The organism is Sedimentitalea todarodis, assembly GCF_032595355.1.
In the GTDB taxonomy this organism is placed as follows: domain Bacteria; phylum Pseudomonadota; class Alphaproteobacteria; order Rhodobacterales; family Rhodobacteraceae; genus Sedimentitalea; species Sedimentitalea todarodis.
Genome location: NZ_JASMWN010000007.1, coordinates 61,883 through 79,204, shown reverse-complemented (window position 1 = coordinate 79,204; position 17,322 = coordinate 61,883). Strand labels below are relative to the sequence as shown.

General features: G+C 60.6%; 16 protein-coding genes and 2 pseudogenes. 5 read left to right on the top strand and 13 right to left on the bottom strand.

The genetic code is table 11. The features are described from left to right. Positions 1 to 62: 62 nt before the first annotated feature. The 3 genes and pseudogenes from QO231_RS11010 to QO231_RS11000 form a co-directional block, all read left to right on the top strand. Entirely contained in the window at positions 63 to 461 is a 399-nt protein-coding gene (locus QO231_RS11010) for a hypothetical protein (RefSeq protein WP_316776046.1), read from the top strand. Next, positions 458 to 1,315, top strand: a complete 858-nt coding sequence (gene istB / locus QO231_RS11005; RefSeq protein WP_316776044.1) for an IS21-like element helper ATPase IstB — start codon at positions 458 to 460, stop codon at positions 1,313 to 1,315. The genes QO231_RS11010 and istB overlap by 4 nt, the downstream gene beginning before the upstream one ends. Further along, positions 1,311 to 1,606 (top strand): annotated as a pseudogene (locus tag QO231_RS11000) (sulfatase-like hydrolase/transferase); the annotation flags it as partial. The gene istB and the pseudogene QO231_RS11000, both read left to right, overlap by 5 nt. Positions 1,607 to 1,660: 54 nt before the next feature. On the opposite strand, the gene QO231_RS10995 reads toward QO231_RS11000, so the two are convergent. From QO231_RS10995 to QO231_RS10960, 8 genes are read right to left on the bottom strand one after another with little or no spacing between them, the layout of a single operon-like run. Next, positions 1,661 to 2,719: a glycosyltransferase family 4 protein gene (locus QO231_RS10995; RefSeq protein ID WP_316776041.1), complete on the bottom strand. Its 1,059-nt coding sequence runs from the start codon at positions 2,717 to 2,719 to the stop codon at positions 1,661 to 1,663. Further along, complete coding sequence (locus tag QO231_RS10990; protein WP_316776039.1) at positions 2,716 to 4,254, bottom strand: ABC transporter permease; 1,539 nt, start codon at positions 4,252 to 4,254, stop codon at positions 2,716 to 2,718. The genes QO231_RS10995 and QO231_RS10990 overlap by 4 nt, the downstream gene beginning before the upstream one ends. Beyond that, positions 4,251 to 5,003 carry an ABC transporter ATP-binding protein gene (locus QO231_RS10985; protein ID WP_316776037.1) on the bottom strand — a complete coding sequence of 251 codons (753 nt, stop codon included), beginning with the start codon at positions 5,001 to 5,003 and terminating at the stop codon, positions 4,251 to 4,253. Before QO231_RS10985 ends, QO231_RS10990 begins: the two co-directional genes overlap by 4 nt. Further along, positions 4,993 to 5,988: an ABC transporter substrate-binding protein gene (locus QO231_RS10980; protein ID WP_316776035.1), complete on the bottom strand. Its 996-nt coding sequence runs from the start codon at positions 5,986 to 5,988 to the stop codon at positions 4,993 to 4,995. The genes QO231_RS10985 and QO231_RS10980 overlap by 11 nt, the downstream gene beginning before the upstream one ends. 13 nt (positions 5,989 to 6,001) lie before the next feature. Then, positions 6,002 to 6,901: a lysylphosphatidylglycerol synthase transmembrane domain-containing protein gene (locus tag QO231_RS10975; protein WP_316776033.1), complete on the bottom strand. Its 900-nt coding sequence runs from the start codon at positions 6,899 to 6,901 to the stop codon at positions 6,002 to 6,004. Then, a complete protein-coding gene (locus QO231_RS10970) occupies positions 6,902 to 8,512 on the bottom strand; it encodes an LTA synthase family protein (protein ID WP_316776031.1) in 1,611 nt (536 codons plus the stop codon). Continuing rightward, positions 8,509 to 9,219, bottom strand: coding sequence for a CDP-alcohol phosphatidyltransferase family protein (locus QO231_RS10965; RefSeq protein ID WP_316776029.1), 711 nt, complete (start codon positions 9,217 to 9,219; stop codon positions 8,509 to 8,511). Before QO231_RS10965 ends, QO231_RS10970 begins: the two co-directional genes overlap by 4 nt. Beyond that, a complete protein-coding gene (locus tag QO231_RS10960; protein ID WP_316776027.1) occupies positions 9,216 to 9,971 on the bottom strand; it encodes an endonuclease/exonuclease/phosphatase family protein in 756 nt (251 codons plus the stop codon). Before QO231_RS10960 ends, QO231_RS10965 begins: the two co-directional genes overlap by 4 nt. A 98-nt stretch (positions 9,972 to 10,069) precedes the next feature. Between QO231_RS10960 and QO231_RS10955 the strand changes: the two genes are divergently transcribed. Continuing rightward, positions 10,070 to 10,648, top strand: a complete 579-nt coding sequence (locus tag QO231_RS10955) for a YceI family protein (RefSeq protein ID WP_316776024.1) — start codon at positions 10,070 to 10,072, stop codon at positions 10,646 to 10,648. Between the two features lie 297 nt (positions 10,649 to 10,945). On the opposite strand, the gene QO231_RS10950 is transcribed toward QO231_RS10955, so the two are convergent. Both QO231_RS10950 and QO231_RS10945 read right to left on the bottom strand, forming a co-directional pair. Then, entirely contained in the window at positions 10,946 to 12,526 is a 1,581-nt protein-coding gene (locus QO231_RS10950; protein ID WP_316776022.1) for a calcium-binding protein, read from the bottom strand. A 407-nt stretch (positions 12,527 to 12,933) separates the two neighbouring features. Then, complete coding sequence (locus QO231_RS10945; RefSeq protein ID WP_316776020.1) at positions 12,934 to 14,103, bottom strand: S8 family serine peptidase; 1,170 nt, start codon at positions 14,101 to 14,103, stop codon at positions 12,934 to 12,936. Positions 14,104 to 14,284: 181 nt separating this feature from the next. Between QO231_RS10945 and QO231_RS10940 the strand changes: the two genes are divergently transcribed. Beyond that, on the top strand, positions 14,285 to 14,857 hold the full coding sequence (locus QO231_RS10940) for a hypothetical protein (protein WP_316776018.1): 573 nt from the start codon (positions 14,285 to 14,287) through the stop codon (positions 14,855 to 14,857). A gap of 96 nt (positions 14,858 to 14,953) precedes the next feature. Here the strand turns inward: QO231_RS10940 and QO231_RS10935 are convergent, their stop codons facing one another. From QO231_RS10935 to QO231_RS26255, 3 genes and pseudogenes are all read right to left on the bottom strand, one after another. After that, the gene (locus tag QO231_RS10935) at positions 14,954 to 15,490 is read right to left on the bottom strand and encodes an RNA polymerase sigma factor (RefSeq protein WP_316776016.1); all 537 of its coding nucleotides are present in this window, start codon (positions 15,488 to 15,490) and stop codon (positions 14,954 to 14,956) included. A gap of 585 nt (positions 15,491 to 16,075) precedes the next feature. Continuing rightward, positions 16,076 to 16,894: a DUF2189 domain-containing protein gene (locus QO231_RS10930; protein ID WP_316776014.1), complete on the bottom strand. Its 819-nt coding sequence runs from the start codon at positions 16,892 to 16,894 to the stop codon at positions 16,076 to 16,078. A gap of 178 nt (positions 16,895 to 17,072) precedes the next feature. Beyond that, positions 17,073 to 17,279, bottom strand: a pseudogene (locus QO231_RS26255) (IS91 family transposase); the annotation flags it as partial. Positions 17,280 to 17,322 lie beyond the last annotated feature (43 nt).

The following is a 17,322-nucleotide window of genomic DNA, read 5'->3' as shown; positions in this document are numbered from 1 at the left end:
CCGGATCGTGCTGGTGTCGGGCCAGGATATCATCGCCGAGCACACGCGTTGATTCACCCGCAATGTCAGCTATTTTTGAACCTTGGCATGACGTGCCACTGCTGGATCGCAAGCCAGGCGCGCTGTGCGACGGTGCCCCCTTTGTGGACTGGCAACTGCCTGAGGCCATGCATCGGATCAGGGAGCATTACGTGGTCGGCAAAGGCGGAGATCGGGAGTTCGTTGATCTGCTTCTGCTGGCCCAGGATCACGGGATCGAGGTGGTCGAGACGGCTTGCGAACTGGCGGTGGAACAAAACACCCTGCGCCTGCCCGCCATCATCAACCTGATCAACCAGTTGGTGGAACCGATCATCACACCTTTGAACGATACCTATACCTATCCGCAACTGACTTTGCGGTCCGAGGCAGATTGCAAACGCTATGAGACGCTGTGCTCGGCTGAGGAGGTTGCTGCATGAATGCCCTCATCGACCAACTGACCGCCCTGAGGCTGCACGGAATGGCGGCTTGCGCCCATGATTTGCTGTCCGCGCGCAAGCCACCAAGTCTGACCACTGCGATAAAGCAACTGATCGACGCCGAGACTGTAGAGCGGCGGGTGCGCTCCATCCAGTATCAAATGAGGATTGCGAAGTTCCCCCACCACAAGGACTTCGCGACTTTCGATTACGGCGTCGCCGCCATCACCCAGACCCAGATCGAGCCCTTCTGCACAGGCCAGTTCACGGAAGAGGCGCACAATCTCATTCTGGTCGGCGGAACCGGCACAGGCAAAACGCACATCGCCATCGCTTTGGGCACCACTTTGATCAACAACGGCAAGAAGGCCCGCTTCTTCAACGCGGTCGATCTGATCAACGCCCTGATCAAGGAGCAGGCCGGGGGCAATGCCGGGAAGATCATCCGACAACTGTCGGCCCTGGACTGCGTCATCATCGACGAGTTGGGCTACATCCCGTTCCCCAAGTCCGGCGGCGCACAGCTCTTCCATCTGATCAGCAAGCTCTATGAGAAGACCAGCGTCATCATCACGACAAACCTCGAGTTCGGTGAATGGGTCTCGGTCTTCGGTGAACCCAAGATGACGACCGCGCTCTTAGTTCGTGTGACACACCACTGCGCGATCATCGAAACGGGCAACACGACATACCGGTTCGCACAAAGCAAGCGACGCAGAAAAACAAAAAACGTCACGCAAGCAAAGCCCCCAGACGGACTCGCTATATCAGGGCGGCCCGACTGGGGGCCTTGCGCCACATACGGTGGGTCAATTTCAAATGCCGAAACCGGGTCAGCTTTGAACGCTCATTGACACGCAAGTAGACAAGCCCAACATCCTAGTTGTCTGGGGTGATGACATCGGCCAATTCAATGTTAGCGCCTACAACCGGAGAATGATGGGGTACAAGACGCCAATATTGACAGGATTGCTGCGCAAGGGGCTTTGTTCATGGACTGGTACGGCCAACAAAGCTGCACGGTCGGACGTGCGGCCTTTATCACGGGACAATCGCCCATGCGTTCCGGCCTGACCAAGATCGGTTTGCCCGGCGCTCCCGAAGGCATGAAGATCGAGGATCCGACGATTGCCGGTCTGCTCAAACCGGTGGCGGTGGTAAATTGAGGAACGACTGAAATTTGTCATTTGGCAATCCGATCAGATGGGGTGGTTATCCTCGCATGCGACCGTTCGTATCACGTTCGCGATGATCTGCGCGGTGTCTTCCCATGTCGGCAATGCGGAACCTTGCTGGGCAGAGGCGCTGGCATAGGTTACGCGGGTGTCGGCATCGGTCAACATCTGCCGCAGGGCCGCGCCGAATGCCCCTGCGTCGCCGGGCGGAACAAGGATACCCGCGTCGCCGACCGTTTGCGGCACGGCCCCGGTGTCGCAGGAGACGATAGGCAGACCGCACAGCATCGCTTCGCCGAACACCATACCGTAGCCTTCGTAACGCGTGGCGAGTGCGAAGAGGGTTGCGGCACCGAACCGGGCGCGCAGGGAAGCCGAGTCGATTTCTCCCGAGAACGTGACGCGGTCGTCAAGCCCGAGATCCGCGCGTAGTTGGTGTAGCGCATCCGTTGTTGCCGCATCATGCGCTTTTCCAACGATATCTGCGCACCAGGGCAGATCGACGATTTCCGCCAGTGCAGCGAGGAGCGTATCGTGCCCCTTGCGCGGGGCGAGCAATCCGACGGAGAGGATCAGCGGGGGTGTTTGCGGCAGGGCGATGTGGGCTGGGGGGCGCGAAAACCCGGGCGGCGCGACTGTGATGTCTTGTTCATCCAGGCCGAAATCCGAGCACAGGATAGCCGCGGTATGGGGGCTGGGCACTATGACATGCGCCATCTGTGCGAGCGCCGCGCGCTCCTTTTCCACCAACAGGGACGCGCGGGCGGTCGTAAGGCCGGTCTCGAACCCCAGCGGATGATGGGTGATCGCGAGAAGGGGGGCTGCCAGTTGAGCCGCGCCATATGGATCAATCGTGCCGGCGATAAAACCGTCCAGGATGACGGGAATATTTGCAGGCACCTTTGCAAGGGCTGCCAGTGTCGTTGCCATGTCATGGGGCGAGGGATCGGGAAAACTGTCGGGGAGTTGGAGGTGCATCGTCTGCACACCGATCCGGTTCAGGGCAGCCAAGACTTCGGCCTCATAGATGAAGCCGCCAGTCTTGCGATGCATGTCACCTGGGATTGCGAAGACGGCCTTCATGCCAGTTGCTCGGCGGCGTAACGGCCCAGAACCCGTCGCTCGATCGCTTCGACCAGCAGGTAAGCGATAACGGCGATCAGGGAAACGGCCACGACCGCACTCCACAACATGTTGTAGTCGGAGGTGCTGGCCGTGAGCGCCATCAACGTGCCGATGCCACGGCCGGTGGCGAGCCACTCGGTCGTTGTGACCGCCAGCAGGGCGGCGGGCACGGCCATGCGGGCGGAGGCAAAGAACGAGGGTAGCATTGCGGGGATCTGGGCGGAGATCAGGAGGCGGAGGCGGCCCGCGCCGTAGCTGGCAAAGACGTCGCGCACTTGTCCGGGCGTCTGTGCCAGGCCGTACAGGCAAGCGACGAAGGAGGGGAAGAAAATCAGGATTGCCACGATGGAGATCGTTCCCGCTGCACCGCGTCCCAACGCCAGCACCAGCAAGGGCGCCGTGGTGATGATCGGCACGGATCGGAGCATCACCGCCAGGGGCAAGACCAGCCCCACCGCCCGGGGCACAAGGGTGAGTGCGGCGGCTAGCCCGGCTCCCAACAGTAGCCCTGCTGCGTAGCCCGGAACGGTCCAGACCAGCGTTTCCCACAGGGCTGCAAGCAAAGTGTCGCTGGCAGTTGGATCCCGCAGATAGGTCAGGATGTCGCCCGGCCTTTTGGCGAAGAACTGCGGCAGGCCGAAAGCATCCATGGCGATCTGCCAGACAAGGACTAGTACGACAGTGACGCCAATTGCTTCGACTGTGCGCAGCGCGAAAGAGGCTCGCGCATCGGGCGATCCCGCGCTGAGGATGAGAACCGGCGGCCCGTCGCCGCGCAGCCGCGAGAGCGGGCCGATGGCCAGATATGCAAAGATCGAGACCGTGGCTGCGACCGCCGCGATGCCCCAAGTGGCCACCACGTCGAGGCTGCGCATCGCGCGCAGCGTCAGGACGCCGAGGCCGCGTTCTGCGCCCGTGAATTCTCCCACCATCGCGCCAAGGACAGCTGCAGGTGCCGCGATCTGCAATCCGGCCAGCAGGTAGGGTACGCAGGCGCGCATGCGTACCACCCGCAGTGCCGTCAGCGGGCCGCGTCCATAAAGGCGTACGAGGTCTGTCCACCCAGCCGGCACCGCGCGCAGCCCGACAACCAGAGCAAGGTAAGTTGTATAATAGGTGGCCAGTGCGGCGAGTGTGATCTGTGGGCCTGCACCGGTGCCGTAGAGCACGCGCAAGATCGGCCCCGTCGCAACCAGCGGCAGACAGAAAACAACGAGTGCGGCAAAGGAGACCAACCGTTCCGTCCGTGGCACCACGATCACCAGAGCGGCGATGGCGACCGCCACGAGATTGCCGCTGACGAACCCCCAGAACGCTGCCGACAGCGTGGCGACGGTCGCGCGCGCGACTAGGCCCGCGTTTGCCTTGAGCCAAAGGGCTACTTCAACCGGTCCCGCGATGACGAAACTGTCTGCGTTGAGCACTGACAGGGTCTGCCACAGAACGATTGCGGCCAGTACGCCCAGCGTTGTCAGGGCGACACGGTAGATCACGCAGCCGCCGTCAAGACGCGGGTGACCGCGTCTTTGCTACTTTCGATATCCGCAGGAGTCCGGCCCGTGATCGCAATATCCGCGATGACATGGGCAGGGCGCGGTGACAGTACGATCACGCGGTCCGAGAGAGTGACGGCTTCGGAAATCGAATGGGTCACGAGGATCGCGGTCGTGCCACGTTCGCGCCAGAGAGGGGGCAGTTCGCTCCCGAGGCGGGCGCGGGTCAGTTCATCGACCGCGCCAAACGGCTCATCCAGCAGGATCAACTCCGGCGATGTCACCAGGCAGCGGGCAATCGCCACGCGCTGGCGCATACCGCCCGAGAGGGCCGCAGGGCGGGCATCTGCGAACCCGTCCAGGCCCACCAGACCGATCAGGCGGTCGACCGCCTTGTTGTTGTCGGCCTGCTTCGCCAGTTGCAGGGCAAGGGCTACATTGCTGTGTACACTGCGCCAGGGTAGTAGAGAAGCATCCTGGAATGCCATTCCTATGCCGCCACGGTGGGCGAGGTCCTTCGGTGTTTCCTCTCCGATCATGACCGTGCCCTTGGTTGGCGTTTCCAACCCCGCGACCAGTCTGAGCAGGGTCGATTTCCCGCACCCTGAAGGGCCGACAAGAGCGGTCGTTTGCCCCGCGCGGAAGGTGATATCCACGGGGGCCAGCGCGTCCACGGGCGGGCTGCCGGAAAAAGTCTTGGACAATCCGCGACAGGTGATGTCACGCCCGGCCATGGCGCTATTGCGCATAGACGTCTTCGAGAAGCGAGCGGTCCCATAAATCCGCGCTCACCTCCCGCCCGAGCAGGGCCAGCGTTTCGATGTTTGCGGCGACGCTTTCATCGGTGAACCAGCCGAACGGAGTGTTTGCGGCTGCCGGGAACATCAGCGGCAACTGACGGCGGGCCTGCTCGCGCTGCGTCGCCGGATCAAGGCCCGCGTCGGGGAACATGGCGACCGTCAAGTCGGTGGCGGCATCGGTATCTGCCTCATAAGCGGCCCAACCCTTTACCTCACCCCGCAACAGTCCAACGACGTCGGCACGGCGGTTCGCGATGCTTTCGATGGTCGCAATATACGTCTGGGAGTGTACCGCATAGCCGTGATCGGCCATCAACATGGTGACGCTTTCGATCCGCTGCATCGCCATGGCGACGGGAAGGTCGGTGGCCCAGCACAGCAGACAATCGACCTGACCGTTTACCAGGGGTGCCGCATCGTATTGGGTCGGCACGATCTCGATCCCCTCGATATCGACATTGTTGAGCGCGCAGAGCGCCTGCAGCACGGGGGTGTTCGCAATGGCCATTCCGATCCGCTTGCCCACAAGATCGGCAGGTTTCCGCACCGGGTTTGTGGGCAGGGAGGCTATGGCAAAGGGGTTCTTCTTCATTGCGACGCCGATGATCCTGAAGGGGGCGCCCTGTTCCACGGCGGCCGAAGCGTAATCGGCTGCGGACACCCCGACAAGGGCACGCCCCGCCACGACGGGTGGCTCTACCGGTGCGTTCGGCCCGCCCGGGTTGAGCGAGACGTTGAGACCCTCGTCGCGCCAAAAGCCGCGCTCCTGCGCGATGTAGCTGCCAGCGAATTGAACCGAATGTAGCCATGACAGTTGCAGGGCCACTTCCGTCGCTTGGGCGAGCGCGGGGGCTATGCCGACGGCGCCAATGCCGAATGCCGCGGTGCCAGTGCTCAAGAGGCGGCGGCGTGTGAGGGAGGTGAATGGTGTCATATCGTTTCCGGTATCAGGATGGCTTTATGATAGGATCAGCCGCTGGACTCCGCACCAGAAATGCGAGAGCCGGCAGAGCTGCGACCAACATGCAAGCCCCGTAGGCGATCCCTGCAGCAATTCCTTGAGCCGCGGTGGCGCCCGCCAGCGGAAATAGCGCCGCCGCCGCGCCCTCGCGCCAGCCCCAGCCGCCCACCGACATTGGGATCATCATGGAGGTCAGGACAAGGGGAATCACGGTAAAGTATGCGGCGGGTGGCAGGATTGTGCCCACAGCGCGGGCGCTGGCGTAGAAACTGAAGTTCAGCAAGAATGCGATCAGGACTGCCAAGGCAATCTGCCGCCGCGTGCGGACCGTCGTCCACAAAGGCGCAAAGAACGAGCGTCTGTCGGGGTCGTCGCGACCGCTTTGCACAATACACGCGGCACAGAACAGCAAAGCGAGACACGCCAAGGCCCCGCCGGTCCACCACGGCCAGGCGATCCCGCCCGGTACGGCAAGCGATGCGGTCAGCCCGAGCACCATTGGCATCAGCGTTGCAATTTGGCCCGTTGCCCGCTCGATCACCACCGATTGCGCGGCTCGGCGCAGATCGCCTGGCTGTGTCACGCGCATGGTTCGGGCCACATCGCCCGCGATGCCACCGGGGACGACTTGATTGACAAGCGTCGCGAAGAAGTATTCGCGCAGCGACCGCGCGTAGGGCAAGGGCAGGCCAAGATCACGTGCAACCCAACGCCAGCGCAGGGCGCTCAGGCAGGTAATCGCACCGAGACCAGCGACGCAGGCGCCGAGCCACCGCAGATCAGCACCACGCAGCCGTGCACCGAGATCCGCGAGGTCGGACACTGCGAGCACCAACACGATCACACCCGTCGAGACTGCAAGCCGTATGAGACGCTGCAGCATCATTCACTGCTCCTCCTGCGACGAGAACGCAGCGATGAAACGATCGCGAAACCCGTCCATGCGAATGGACGGCACACCGGCCGCAGGGATCATGCCGGTGCTCCAGCCCCACCCGTCAATCCGTGCGAGCAGGTCCGCCGGACCGATCAGATGCGCGGGCACGTCCGTGCCGTCGATCTGGCTGACGAAACCTGCGGGCGGATGATCGCCGAGGATAAGAATGAGTGGAGCGTTCTGCCCTTGCCGTGCGGCAAAACCTGTGGCGGCGCGAAGGGCGTAGTCGATCGAGCGGCGATAGAAGTCGCGGACGGTGTCGTGGGTTTTCCATACCACACCGGGCGCCGGGCCTGCGGTCGCCATCTCGTCGTAGATAGCGCCATCTGCCGCCGTGTCCCATGCGACCATCTGCGGCACTGGCGTCCAGGGTGCGTGCGAGGAAATGAGTGCGATCTGAACGAAGTCGCGGCGCGGATCGGGACCGAGCAGATCGGGGAAGGTGGCGAGTGTGTACTGGTCAGGCATCGTCACCCATCCGAAATCTGTACCATCGTAGGCCATGTCAGCGGATTCCAGTACAGTCTCGAATCCCATCAGGCTGCTTTCGGGCCATGCAATTGTTATTGCGGGCATCACGGCGGCGGTGCGAAATCCGGCCTCGGCCGCGAGGTGGAAGAGAGTGCGCCGCCCGCTCGTCAGCATCGCGGCATAGCGGCCTTGATCGGTGGTCCACAGACCGGAGAACACCGCCCCATGTGCGAGCCAGCTTTGCCCTCCGGCCGTAGGAGAGCTGAGCCATCCGCTGCGCATTGCGAGGCCTGCGTCCGCAATGGCGGTTTCGGCGGATCGTAGCGTTGGGAGGTGAGTTGGCGCATAGAGCGGGTTGTCCACGCTCGTGCGCCCGTAGCTTTCGATAAAGATAATCAAGACATCACGGTCACCGACAATATCGAACAGGCCGTGCGCGTCGTCATAGGGATCATGCGCCGCCTGCGCAGCAAATGTGGTGAGCTCGGCTGCTGTGGCCGCGACGTCTATCCCGCGCTTCATCACGAGGCTTGTGGTGATTGACGTACCTGGAATGTCTTGCGGCAACTCCCACCAATCGAGGTTGTCGCCCGCGTCCGCGACGGTGAGAGCGGCAAAGGTCAGCGCAATTGCCCCGGCTGTGATCCGGACCAGTGTATTGATTGTCGCTCTTGCCGATTGGCGCAACGCCCACCACAGTGCCAGAAACAAACCGATCAGTCCCAGTATTCCGCCCATCCATGCGAGCACGACACCGAACGTGCCGATGCTGTCTCGCAAGAGGTTTGTACCGGCCCCGATCAGAAAGGCATCGAGCAGCGGGTTGAATGTCCGGTCGTAGGCCAGGAACATTGCGATATCGGCCAGCTTGATGAAGACCGCGACGAGCAGGACGGCGGCGGCGAGCGGCGGGAGTAGGCGTCGCGAACCCTTTTGATAGCCTACGGCGAGCATGAAGCCCAAAAGCACAGGCAGTTCCAGCGGAAATTCTGTGAATGCAGAAAAGGTCAGGGTGTGGGGATGGTTCGGAAAGGCCAGCGCCCCGAACAGGAGGGTAGCGGCAACCGAAAGCAGCGCCAGGCGTCTCATGCGCGCCGCCGCCATAGCAGCACAATATCTACGGCAAAGGACCATGCCAGAACAGCAGTCGCGCCGTATGCAACAAGCACGGACAGGGCCTGCGGCAAATTCGGCACCACCAATACAATAAGCGCGGCAATCTGGATAACGCAGATTGTCTTGCGCCGCATACTCTCGGGCAGCGGTGCCGACATCCATGGCCAGATCCAAGTCGCGACCACGAAAAGATAGCGCATGAAACCCAGAAGCAGCAGGACGTTTGCGGCGCTCGAGTGCCAGGCGATCATTGCAAGAACGCCGCCAAGCAGGGCGTCCGTCTCCATGTCGAACTGTGCGCCGAAGTTGCTGGTCAGATCGCTGCGACGGGCCAGCCAGCCGTCCAGACCGTCCAGCGACAGCGCCAGAAGCGCCGTTGCGCAGATGCTCCAGTGCGCCAGTTCTGTCGTAGGGGGGGCGATGATCGCGCCGGCGAGTATGCAGACAATCGCCGCGCGCAACAAAGTGATGATGTTGCAAGCGCCCAGCGTTGGATGGGTGTAGCGTCGCATCAGGCCCACACCCGCCGTCGCGGCGATCATGAGAAACATGGCAACAGGAAGGATTGCGCCGCCGTAGGCCCGATCCGCGACGACCCAGATCGTTGGCAGCAAGACCAGCGAGAGCGCGGCGAACGCGATGCCGGGATGCATAAAAACGGAGGCGGCGCGGGTGGTCATGACGTGGTCAGGCTGACATGGGCCGCAAGTGGCCGATGATCGGAAGCAGCGGTCGTCATGGGATGATCGAGTACGTTGACGCGTTGCACGGCGTCGCGCCGGTCGGTCAAAATGCGGTCAAGCGGCAGGATCGGCCAGCGCGCCGGAAAGGTCGGCTTGACCGGGCCGTAGAAATTGCGCCCTAGCATCACCCGGCCCAGAGCAGCGCCTCCCCAAGGGCGCCACTCGTTGAGATCACCGAGAATGACCGTCTGCATCGCCGGCCTGCGCAAGAGATATTGCCCGATGATGCGGGTTTGCACCATGCGCAGCGGTTGCGCCAGCGACAGATGCACCGACATCACGCGAAATGCGCGGTCACCGTCCAGACATTCTGCGGAAATTGCCCCTCGGTGGCAGTGACCGGGCAGGTCGATGACATCCGCATGGGTCCGCTCAAAACGTGGGTGTACCCATAAGACCGTTCCAAGAAAGCCGTCGCTTTGCGGGCCCCATCGCAACGCGCGACTGTCGTGCATATAGCTTAGTCCGACAGCCCGGCTGATGCGGTCCGCATCGAGGATGCGCGCATGCGGCGGGCATTCATCGTCCGCTTCCTGCAAGGCAAGCACATCCGGACCGAGCGGTGCGATAATGCGCTCAATCGCCGACACGACACGGGGCGCATCCACACGCCCGTCCGCGCCGCGTGCGCGGTGCACGTTCCACGTCACACAGGCGAGCGTGTTGTCAGCTGCTTTCCAGTTGTTCACGCCCGTTCCTTGCTGTTGCCTCTCTCCGCCTTACGTTGTGCCATCAGATAGAGTAACAATGCCTGAGCTTCCAGTTCTCAACTCAAGGAGTTTACCGAATGCGATTTTTGGCCGCCGCTGCTTTGACGCTCGCTGCAACATCCGTGCAGGCAGCGCCTGCGCAATACTCACTCGACCCCGAACATACCTTGGTCGCCTTTACTGTCGAACACATAGGCTACGCCCGTGTTCTGGGTGTGTTTTCAGAAGTGTCCGGCACATTCACCTACGACGCCGAGACGCAGGAGTTGAGCGATGTGTCAGTGACTGTCGGTGCGGCTTCTGTCGATACATTTCATGACGCGCGGAACGGGCATGTAAATGCAGGTGATTTTCTAGATACAGGCAACTTTCGGGAGATTACATTCACCGCAAGTGAAGGTTCACCGCTTGGTGAGAATTCCGGAACGGTCACGGGCGATCTGTCCATGTTGGGGCAGTCACATCCCGTGACGCTGGATGTGACGCTCAACAAGGCGGCCGAATATCCGTTCGGTCACAAGAAATTCACCCTTGGCCTGTCCATTACCGCCGAGATCATGCGAAGCGAATGGGGCATGACCTACGCTGTCGAGAATGGCCTCGTTGGCGACGCAGTGTCGATCTTGATCGAGACGGAAGCGACCCTGATGGAATGAGGGCGGGGAACCGCCAACTCCTGGGGTCAAGGTATGCGTGATTGATGGGGTGGAACCGCCAACCAGACGGCATCGACCGTGGTGCGGAAATAAAGTTTGGGGTGGATTGGTCCCCCAGCCATTTGTTTCAGCAGACTCGATCATACACGGCACGGCCGGGAGATGTCATATGGTCGTGCGCTTTTGCGGCAATTCTTGCGTCAACGATACGAGTGCCGACGTCACGCGCTTGCCCCAACAGGCAAACCCCGCCAACGGAAGGCTGGCGGGGCCGCTTATCACCGATATTGCGGGTCTCTATGCAATCATGAAATCATCGGTGGTAAAGTTTGTGACCACTGTGTCCTGGAATGTGATCACCTTGTCGTTGATGGAGAGTTCCACGTCGTCGCCTGCCTGCGCCAGATTCCCGAGCAGGTTGGTGGGCGTGACACTGGGATCCGTCGTTGCAAATTCGAGGCTGTCCACGCCGAACTCGAAGTCGAGGATGACGTCGACGCCGGTGTCAGCTTCGAAGAACACGAACGTATCGGCGCCTTCACCGCCGCGCATCACATCATTGCCCTGACCACCGCGAATGACATTGTCCCCGCTGTCCCCGGTGATCGTGTCGTCGAATGCGGTGCCCGTGACATTCTCGAAATTGACGGCGGTCGAAGTCCCGACAGTGCCGGCACCCAGATCGACGTTGGTGGCGGCTGCTGCCTGGCTGACGTCGAGAAGATCCACACCGTCGCCACCATCCAGAACCAAGCCGATCTTTTCGAGCACGTTTTCCGTGATGACCGCAGCATCGTTCCCGTCGCCAAAGTTTGTCTCCAGCGTTTCGGTGTTGCGAACATCCAGCTGGAACAACCCGGCCTGGGTCTGGTCGTTCAACTCGACCCGCGCGAATTGCACGCCCTCGCTGGTCACCGAGAATTCGGCCACGTCCTTGTTCTGCAGATCATCATTGACCAGATCGGTGTCGAAATTGACCTGAACAAGATCATCGCCCTTGCCCCCGTCCAGCAGGTCCGAACCATCTCCATTGTTCCAGATCAGGGCATCGGCACCCTTGCCGCCATAGACCGCATCATTGCCCTTGCCGCCGGTCAGCGTATCATCGCCACCGCGCCCGAAAATCGTGTCTTCTCCATCAAGTCCGGAAATGACGTTGTCCTGCTTGTCGCCGCGAACCACATCATCATAGGCAGTGCCAATGACGTTCTCGAAATTTTCGGCGGTCGAGCCATTCAACTTGCCTTTTCCAAGGTTCACCCGGGCTGCACCCGCAGACTGTGACAGATCCAGCGTATCGACCCCGTCACCGCCATCGAGATTGAGCCTGATCTCGTCCAACACTTCGTCCCTGATCACGGCTGTATCATCGCCGCCACCAAAGTTGGTCTCAAGTTCCTCGGTCTCGCGGATGTCGAGTTGAAACAACCCGGCCTGGGTCTGGTCGTTTACCTCGATCCGCGCGAATTGCACGCCCTCGCTGGTCACCGAGAATTCGGCCACGTCCTTGTTCTGCAGATCATCATTGACCAGATCGGTGTCGAAATTGACCTGAACCTGGTCGTAGCCGCTGCCGCCGACCATCAGGTCCGATCCGTCACCGTTGTTCCAGACCAGCTGGTCATCGCCCCATCCGCCGAACATCCGGTCGTCGCCCTTGTTGCCGATGACGACGTCATCGCCGAAACCGCCAAGCAATGTGTCTTCGCCGAGACCGCCGGAGATCTTGTCATCGCCAAACAGGCCGATGACCAGGTCGTCGCCGCCGTTTCCAGCGATTTCATCGTCACCGAACGAACCAATGATCAGGTCGGCTTTGTCTGACCCCACAATGTTGAGGCCATTGGAAAAAAGATCAAAAAAGTTGAAGTTGGGCATAATCGTCTCCATTCAAATTGTTTTGCGTTTTCATGTTCGCCGCCATCCGCCAGAAGCCTGAGAACAGTGCCCCGTCAGCAGATGCGGTACTTGTTGGTCGCGCCGGTCTGGCCAATGGTTCAAAAAAAGTGGCGGGGGGGGATCAGCGACCGAGAAAATCGTTTGAAACCCGTTCAAGCCTCTGACTTTCAGAGATGAAAGAGCGCTTGCACGGCCCGGTAAGAACGATTTGTGCGTACCGCCTGACGAGGCGACCGGACCTTTGTCGAGCAGCGCGCGCTGGCGTGGTTTCGTCGGTTGCAAGATGTCTCAAGCAAGAGACTGCCATGGAACAGCCCGAAAAACACGGTGCCATTCACCAACGCATAACGCGTCTTGAGAGAACAGTAACGGAAAGAACTCGGGCCTCAGTTGCCGCACGTCTCGTCGGCAAGTACCAGACCGTAGCCGAACGTCCGGTCGCGCCCGTTGCGACCGAGATCGGCGCTGGTCGCCGCAAGCCGGCGTCGCACCATCGAGACGTCCTGGGTGGTGGCTAGCGATGCATCGGCGGCCAGACGCGCCGTGACAAAGGGGGTGGCGATCGACGTGCCGGTCACGAAACGCGCGCCTCGCCCGGACGGCACGAGCACGTCGACGCCAGGCGCGGCCACATCCACATGCGGTCCGCGCACTGCTTTCCGGTAGATGCGCGATTGTGCATCGACTGCGGTGACGGCGATCACCCTGTCAAAGCCGGCGGGATACAGCGGATCGACCTGCGGACCTTCATTGCCGACAGCCGCCACCAGGATCAGACCGCGCGACGTCGCGCGATCGACCGCAAGATCGAGTAGTTTATTGTAAGGTCCGGCGAGCGCGAGGTTGACAAAGCGCACGTCTTCTTCCGCCAGCCAGTCAAGCGCGCGTACCAGGGCATCCGCACCGGCCTTGAGCCCTTGCGTATCGCTCTGCCCAAAAACATTCGCGCTGAAAATCGTCGCATCCCTAAGACGATTGGGGCCGGCAAGAACAGTCGCTACATTTGTGCCATGGTCGGCGGGCGCGGCGCTGCCCGCAAAAAAGCTCCGGGTCCGTATCTGCGCGTTCACCAAGGCAGGCGACGTCGTGTCGATCCCTGTATCGATCATGCCAATGGGTGCCCGTGCCCGGCACCCGTCCTTGCCCCAGCGGATCATGGTGCCGGCATAGTCCAAGCCGTCAGGGGGGACCGAACTCTGTTGCAAGCGGTAGGCGTGGTTGATGCCCACGGTCGACGCAGGCACAGCGGCTTCAAGTTCTGCAATCGCCTCGGCTCCGGTGACACCCTTTGGCATGCGAAACGTCAGCATGGAGAGGCCAAGGCCGTTCAGGTGAGTCGCTGCGAGTTCCTGGTATCCTGCCGCGCGGGCCGCATTGCGTATCTCTTTCGCACTCTGCGTATCCGGAACCAGGGCGATCACCTTGCGGATGCCCACCACGTCCGGCGTACCAGCGCCTGCTCCCGACCGAAGGTCGGGCTCTGCAGTGCAGCCTACCAGTGCCACGAAAAGGCACATCAGAACGAGGCGTCTCAGGGTATGGACGGTGATCAACATACTGCGCTTTCTCCCGGATCGGCATGTTCTTGTGCAAGCCGGCCTCTTCCACCGGGTCACCCGGATGGACCGCCGGTTCAAAAAAGGGCGCGCAATGACGAGTCCTTGAGATTAGTTTTGAACCGAGTCTCGATATCATGCGACAAAGAAGTGAACATTTCAACGAACCGGACTCGACAGCATGGATCAGGACGACGCCATTCTCGACTATCTTCAGGACCGTCTCAAACCCGAGGATCGGGCGTCCTTCGAAGCTGACATGGGGCGCGACCCAGTCCTCGCCGCCGAGGTGGACCTCATGCGGCAGGTACGGGCCGAACTCGCATCCGGCTCGAAACACGACGATGCAGAAGCGGTCTGGGACAGGCTTTCGGCGTCGATGGACGAAGCGCCGCAGGCTGCCAATGAAAACCGCCGCCCCTGGATACAGGGTCTGCGATATGCAGCCGTTGGCGTGATCGCCGTTGCCGCATGGCAGTTGGCGGTTGTTCCGCGTCTGGACGCGCCCGGCGACGGATTTCGCACGGCCAGCGAACTGCAGTCAGAGGCGTACACCCTGCAGGTGAAGTTTATCGAAGGTGTGACCTTGGAAGAGATTGCGGAGCTGCTCGGCCCGCTGGCCGGCACGATTTCAGACGGACCAAGCGCGCTTGGTCTTGTGCGCTTGTCCTTTCCCGACGCAGCCTCGCTTGCGCAGGCGCAAGAAACCCTGAATTATCGCGGCGATCTCGTGGAGTTTCTGTCAGAGGAATGATCTGGGTTCTTTCAGGAAGTCTCAGAAAATCCTGATTGTGAGAACTTGAAAGCGCTCGGCACAGCAGGCAGCGACGGATCAGTTTCTTCCGGTAGATCAGCGGCGCAAACCTGTCTCCAGACACCGCATCAAAGCCTGTTTGGCATGAAAAATTCGGGTCTTGATGGTGCCCACCGGTACAGCTTCAATGTCCGCGATCTCCGGATAGGTGAGGTCTTCGAGAAAAGCGAGGCGAATAGCGGAGCCTTGCGGAACCGTCAAACCTTCGAGGCATCGGTGCAAACGCGCTTTTTCAGTCGCCGCAATGGCGGCGGCTTCCGGATTTGGGGCGGGGTCCGCGCTGTCTGGAACCACGTCCACGAATGTCAGTTTGCCGCGTTTGCGCAGTGCATCAACCAGCTTATTGCGCGCAATCGAAAAGAGCCAGGTTTTCACAGTCGATTTCCCGGAAAACCGAGACGCGGTCCGCCACACATCGAGCATTGTGTCGTGTACGCAATCAGAGGCCAGCTCAGCATTGCCGCAGCGCGATATTGCAAAGGCATAGAGAGCTTCGTGATAGCGTATGTAGAGCGCGCGCATGGCGTGTTTGTCACCCGACGCAACGCCATCGATCAGATCGCCATCATCCATCGTCGTTGTCTCTTTGTCGGTTACAACAGTATCCGTGTCAGTAGTGACAGCGGAAATCGGTCTGTTCAACTGGCTACGGGAGATGGCTGCGTTTGATCAGGGCGGGCAATCCTAGGGTGTTGTCTTCAAGATTGCAGCGGGTCTGGTTGATCAGGAGACCAGGTTCATGTGGCGTCGTCAAATGTTCGCGGGTGCCTGTTGCCCGATGAAGAGGCGGCGCGGAGGTTCGCCGTGGCGGAATGAGAGTTAGGACCAAATTCTGACTCTCTTCAGTCTTTGCTCAGGCACTTGGATGAACTGAGTATCGAAGACGACGATGTGAAAAAGCTGCACGCCATTGTTGGCGAACATCGAAAGTAGTTTCGGGATAAACTTGGCTTTGGTCCCAACGTAAGGGTGTGGCTCTCTCCCTTGTCGCAGTCGTTAATGATCTGGAACGCAGCGTGATCCACGCACCTCAGCAATGTGAAATCAGCGATGTGCGGATTGGCCTATGGCTGGCCTTCGCCGAAACAAACCCATCAGAGCTTCGGCCCTGACCGCAAAGTGAGATCGGCGGTGGGTAGGCTGGACTCAGTTGGTTGGTCACCCCCCAGCAGGTGACACAGCCCGCCGATAGAGATGCCATGTGGTATGCCCAAGGATCGGCAAGGTGAAGATCAGGCCCAGAAACGCCGGAACCAGGGATAACAGCATGGTGACAGAGATGATCGCCGCCCAGGAAAGCATGACAACGGGGTTTTGCGTGACGACGCGAATGGAAGTGAGCATGGCGGAAACGAAATTGGTTTCCCGGTCTAGCAGCAAGGGCATGGCGACGACAGTCACTGCGAACAGTACAGCCGACAGCAATGCTCCGACGCAGGTGCCGATTACAAGGAAGGTCCAGCCCTGCGGCGTGAAGAAAACGGCGTTCAAGAACCCGTCAAAATCCGAGAACGAGGCATCCTTGAGGATGATCGCCAGCAAAAGCCGAATTTGGTATACCCACACCCAGAAAATGAACAGCGTGACAAAGGCCATCCAGCCCATTTCGCGTTTGCTCTGATTGGTCATGACAGTCAGGATTTCAGACCAGCCGAAACTCTCTGCCTTCTCCAATCGGCGGGACATTTCATAAAGCCCGGCGGCGGCGAAGGGTGCAACCAGCGGAAAGCCTACAATGGCGGGAATGATCATCCAGATCTTGCCCAGCCAGACCAGGCTCCAAACAAACAGGAGTCCGAAAACGGCATAGAACAAGCCGAAAAAGCCGCTCATGAACGGGCGCGCCAGAAAGTCGGAAAACCCGGCCTTCAGCGACGCGGTGATATCAGCCGCCGTTACCTGGTTGACCCGGGGCATGGCCTGCCGCTGCGGCGTCAGATTGTCCGGTGGTGTGGAACCCGTGGTTTTGGATGTCATGACACGCTCCTTCCACAGCAAGGTACCGCGCCAGGCGGTTTGCCACCAGACCCAGCGGTGAAACAGTCATCCCTTTTCCCATAAAATTTGCTTTCAGGTCAGGGATAAGAGAACGGTGGGAGTATGTCTGCTTGCTTCCGTTCTGTGCAAATTCGAACAGTCCGAGGATTTGTGCGCTCCGCGACAGAAATACGAGAACGGCTTTGGGCCCGGCGAAGGGTTTCTTGGCATGGACCACCCAGTCCATTTTGCGCAGCGGTCTGGGGAAAACTCCGAATGTGTCACGGTCGATAAGGTCCGCGTGGTTGCCGAAAAACCTCGGTTTTCCGGCTTTGCGTAGCCGGGCCAGCCCGCCGAGGATGAGGTGCCGGTATGGTTGCGGTAGCTATCCGCGACCTCCAATGATGAGCTACGCATGGCGGTTTGGG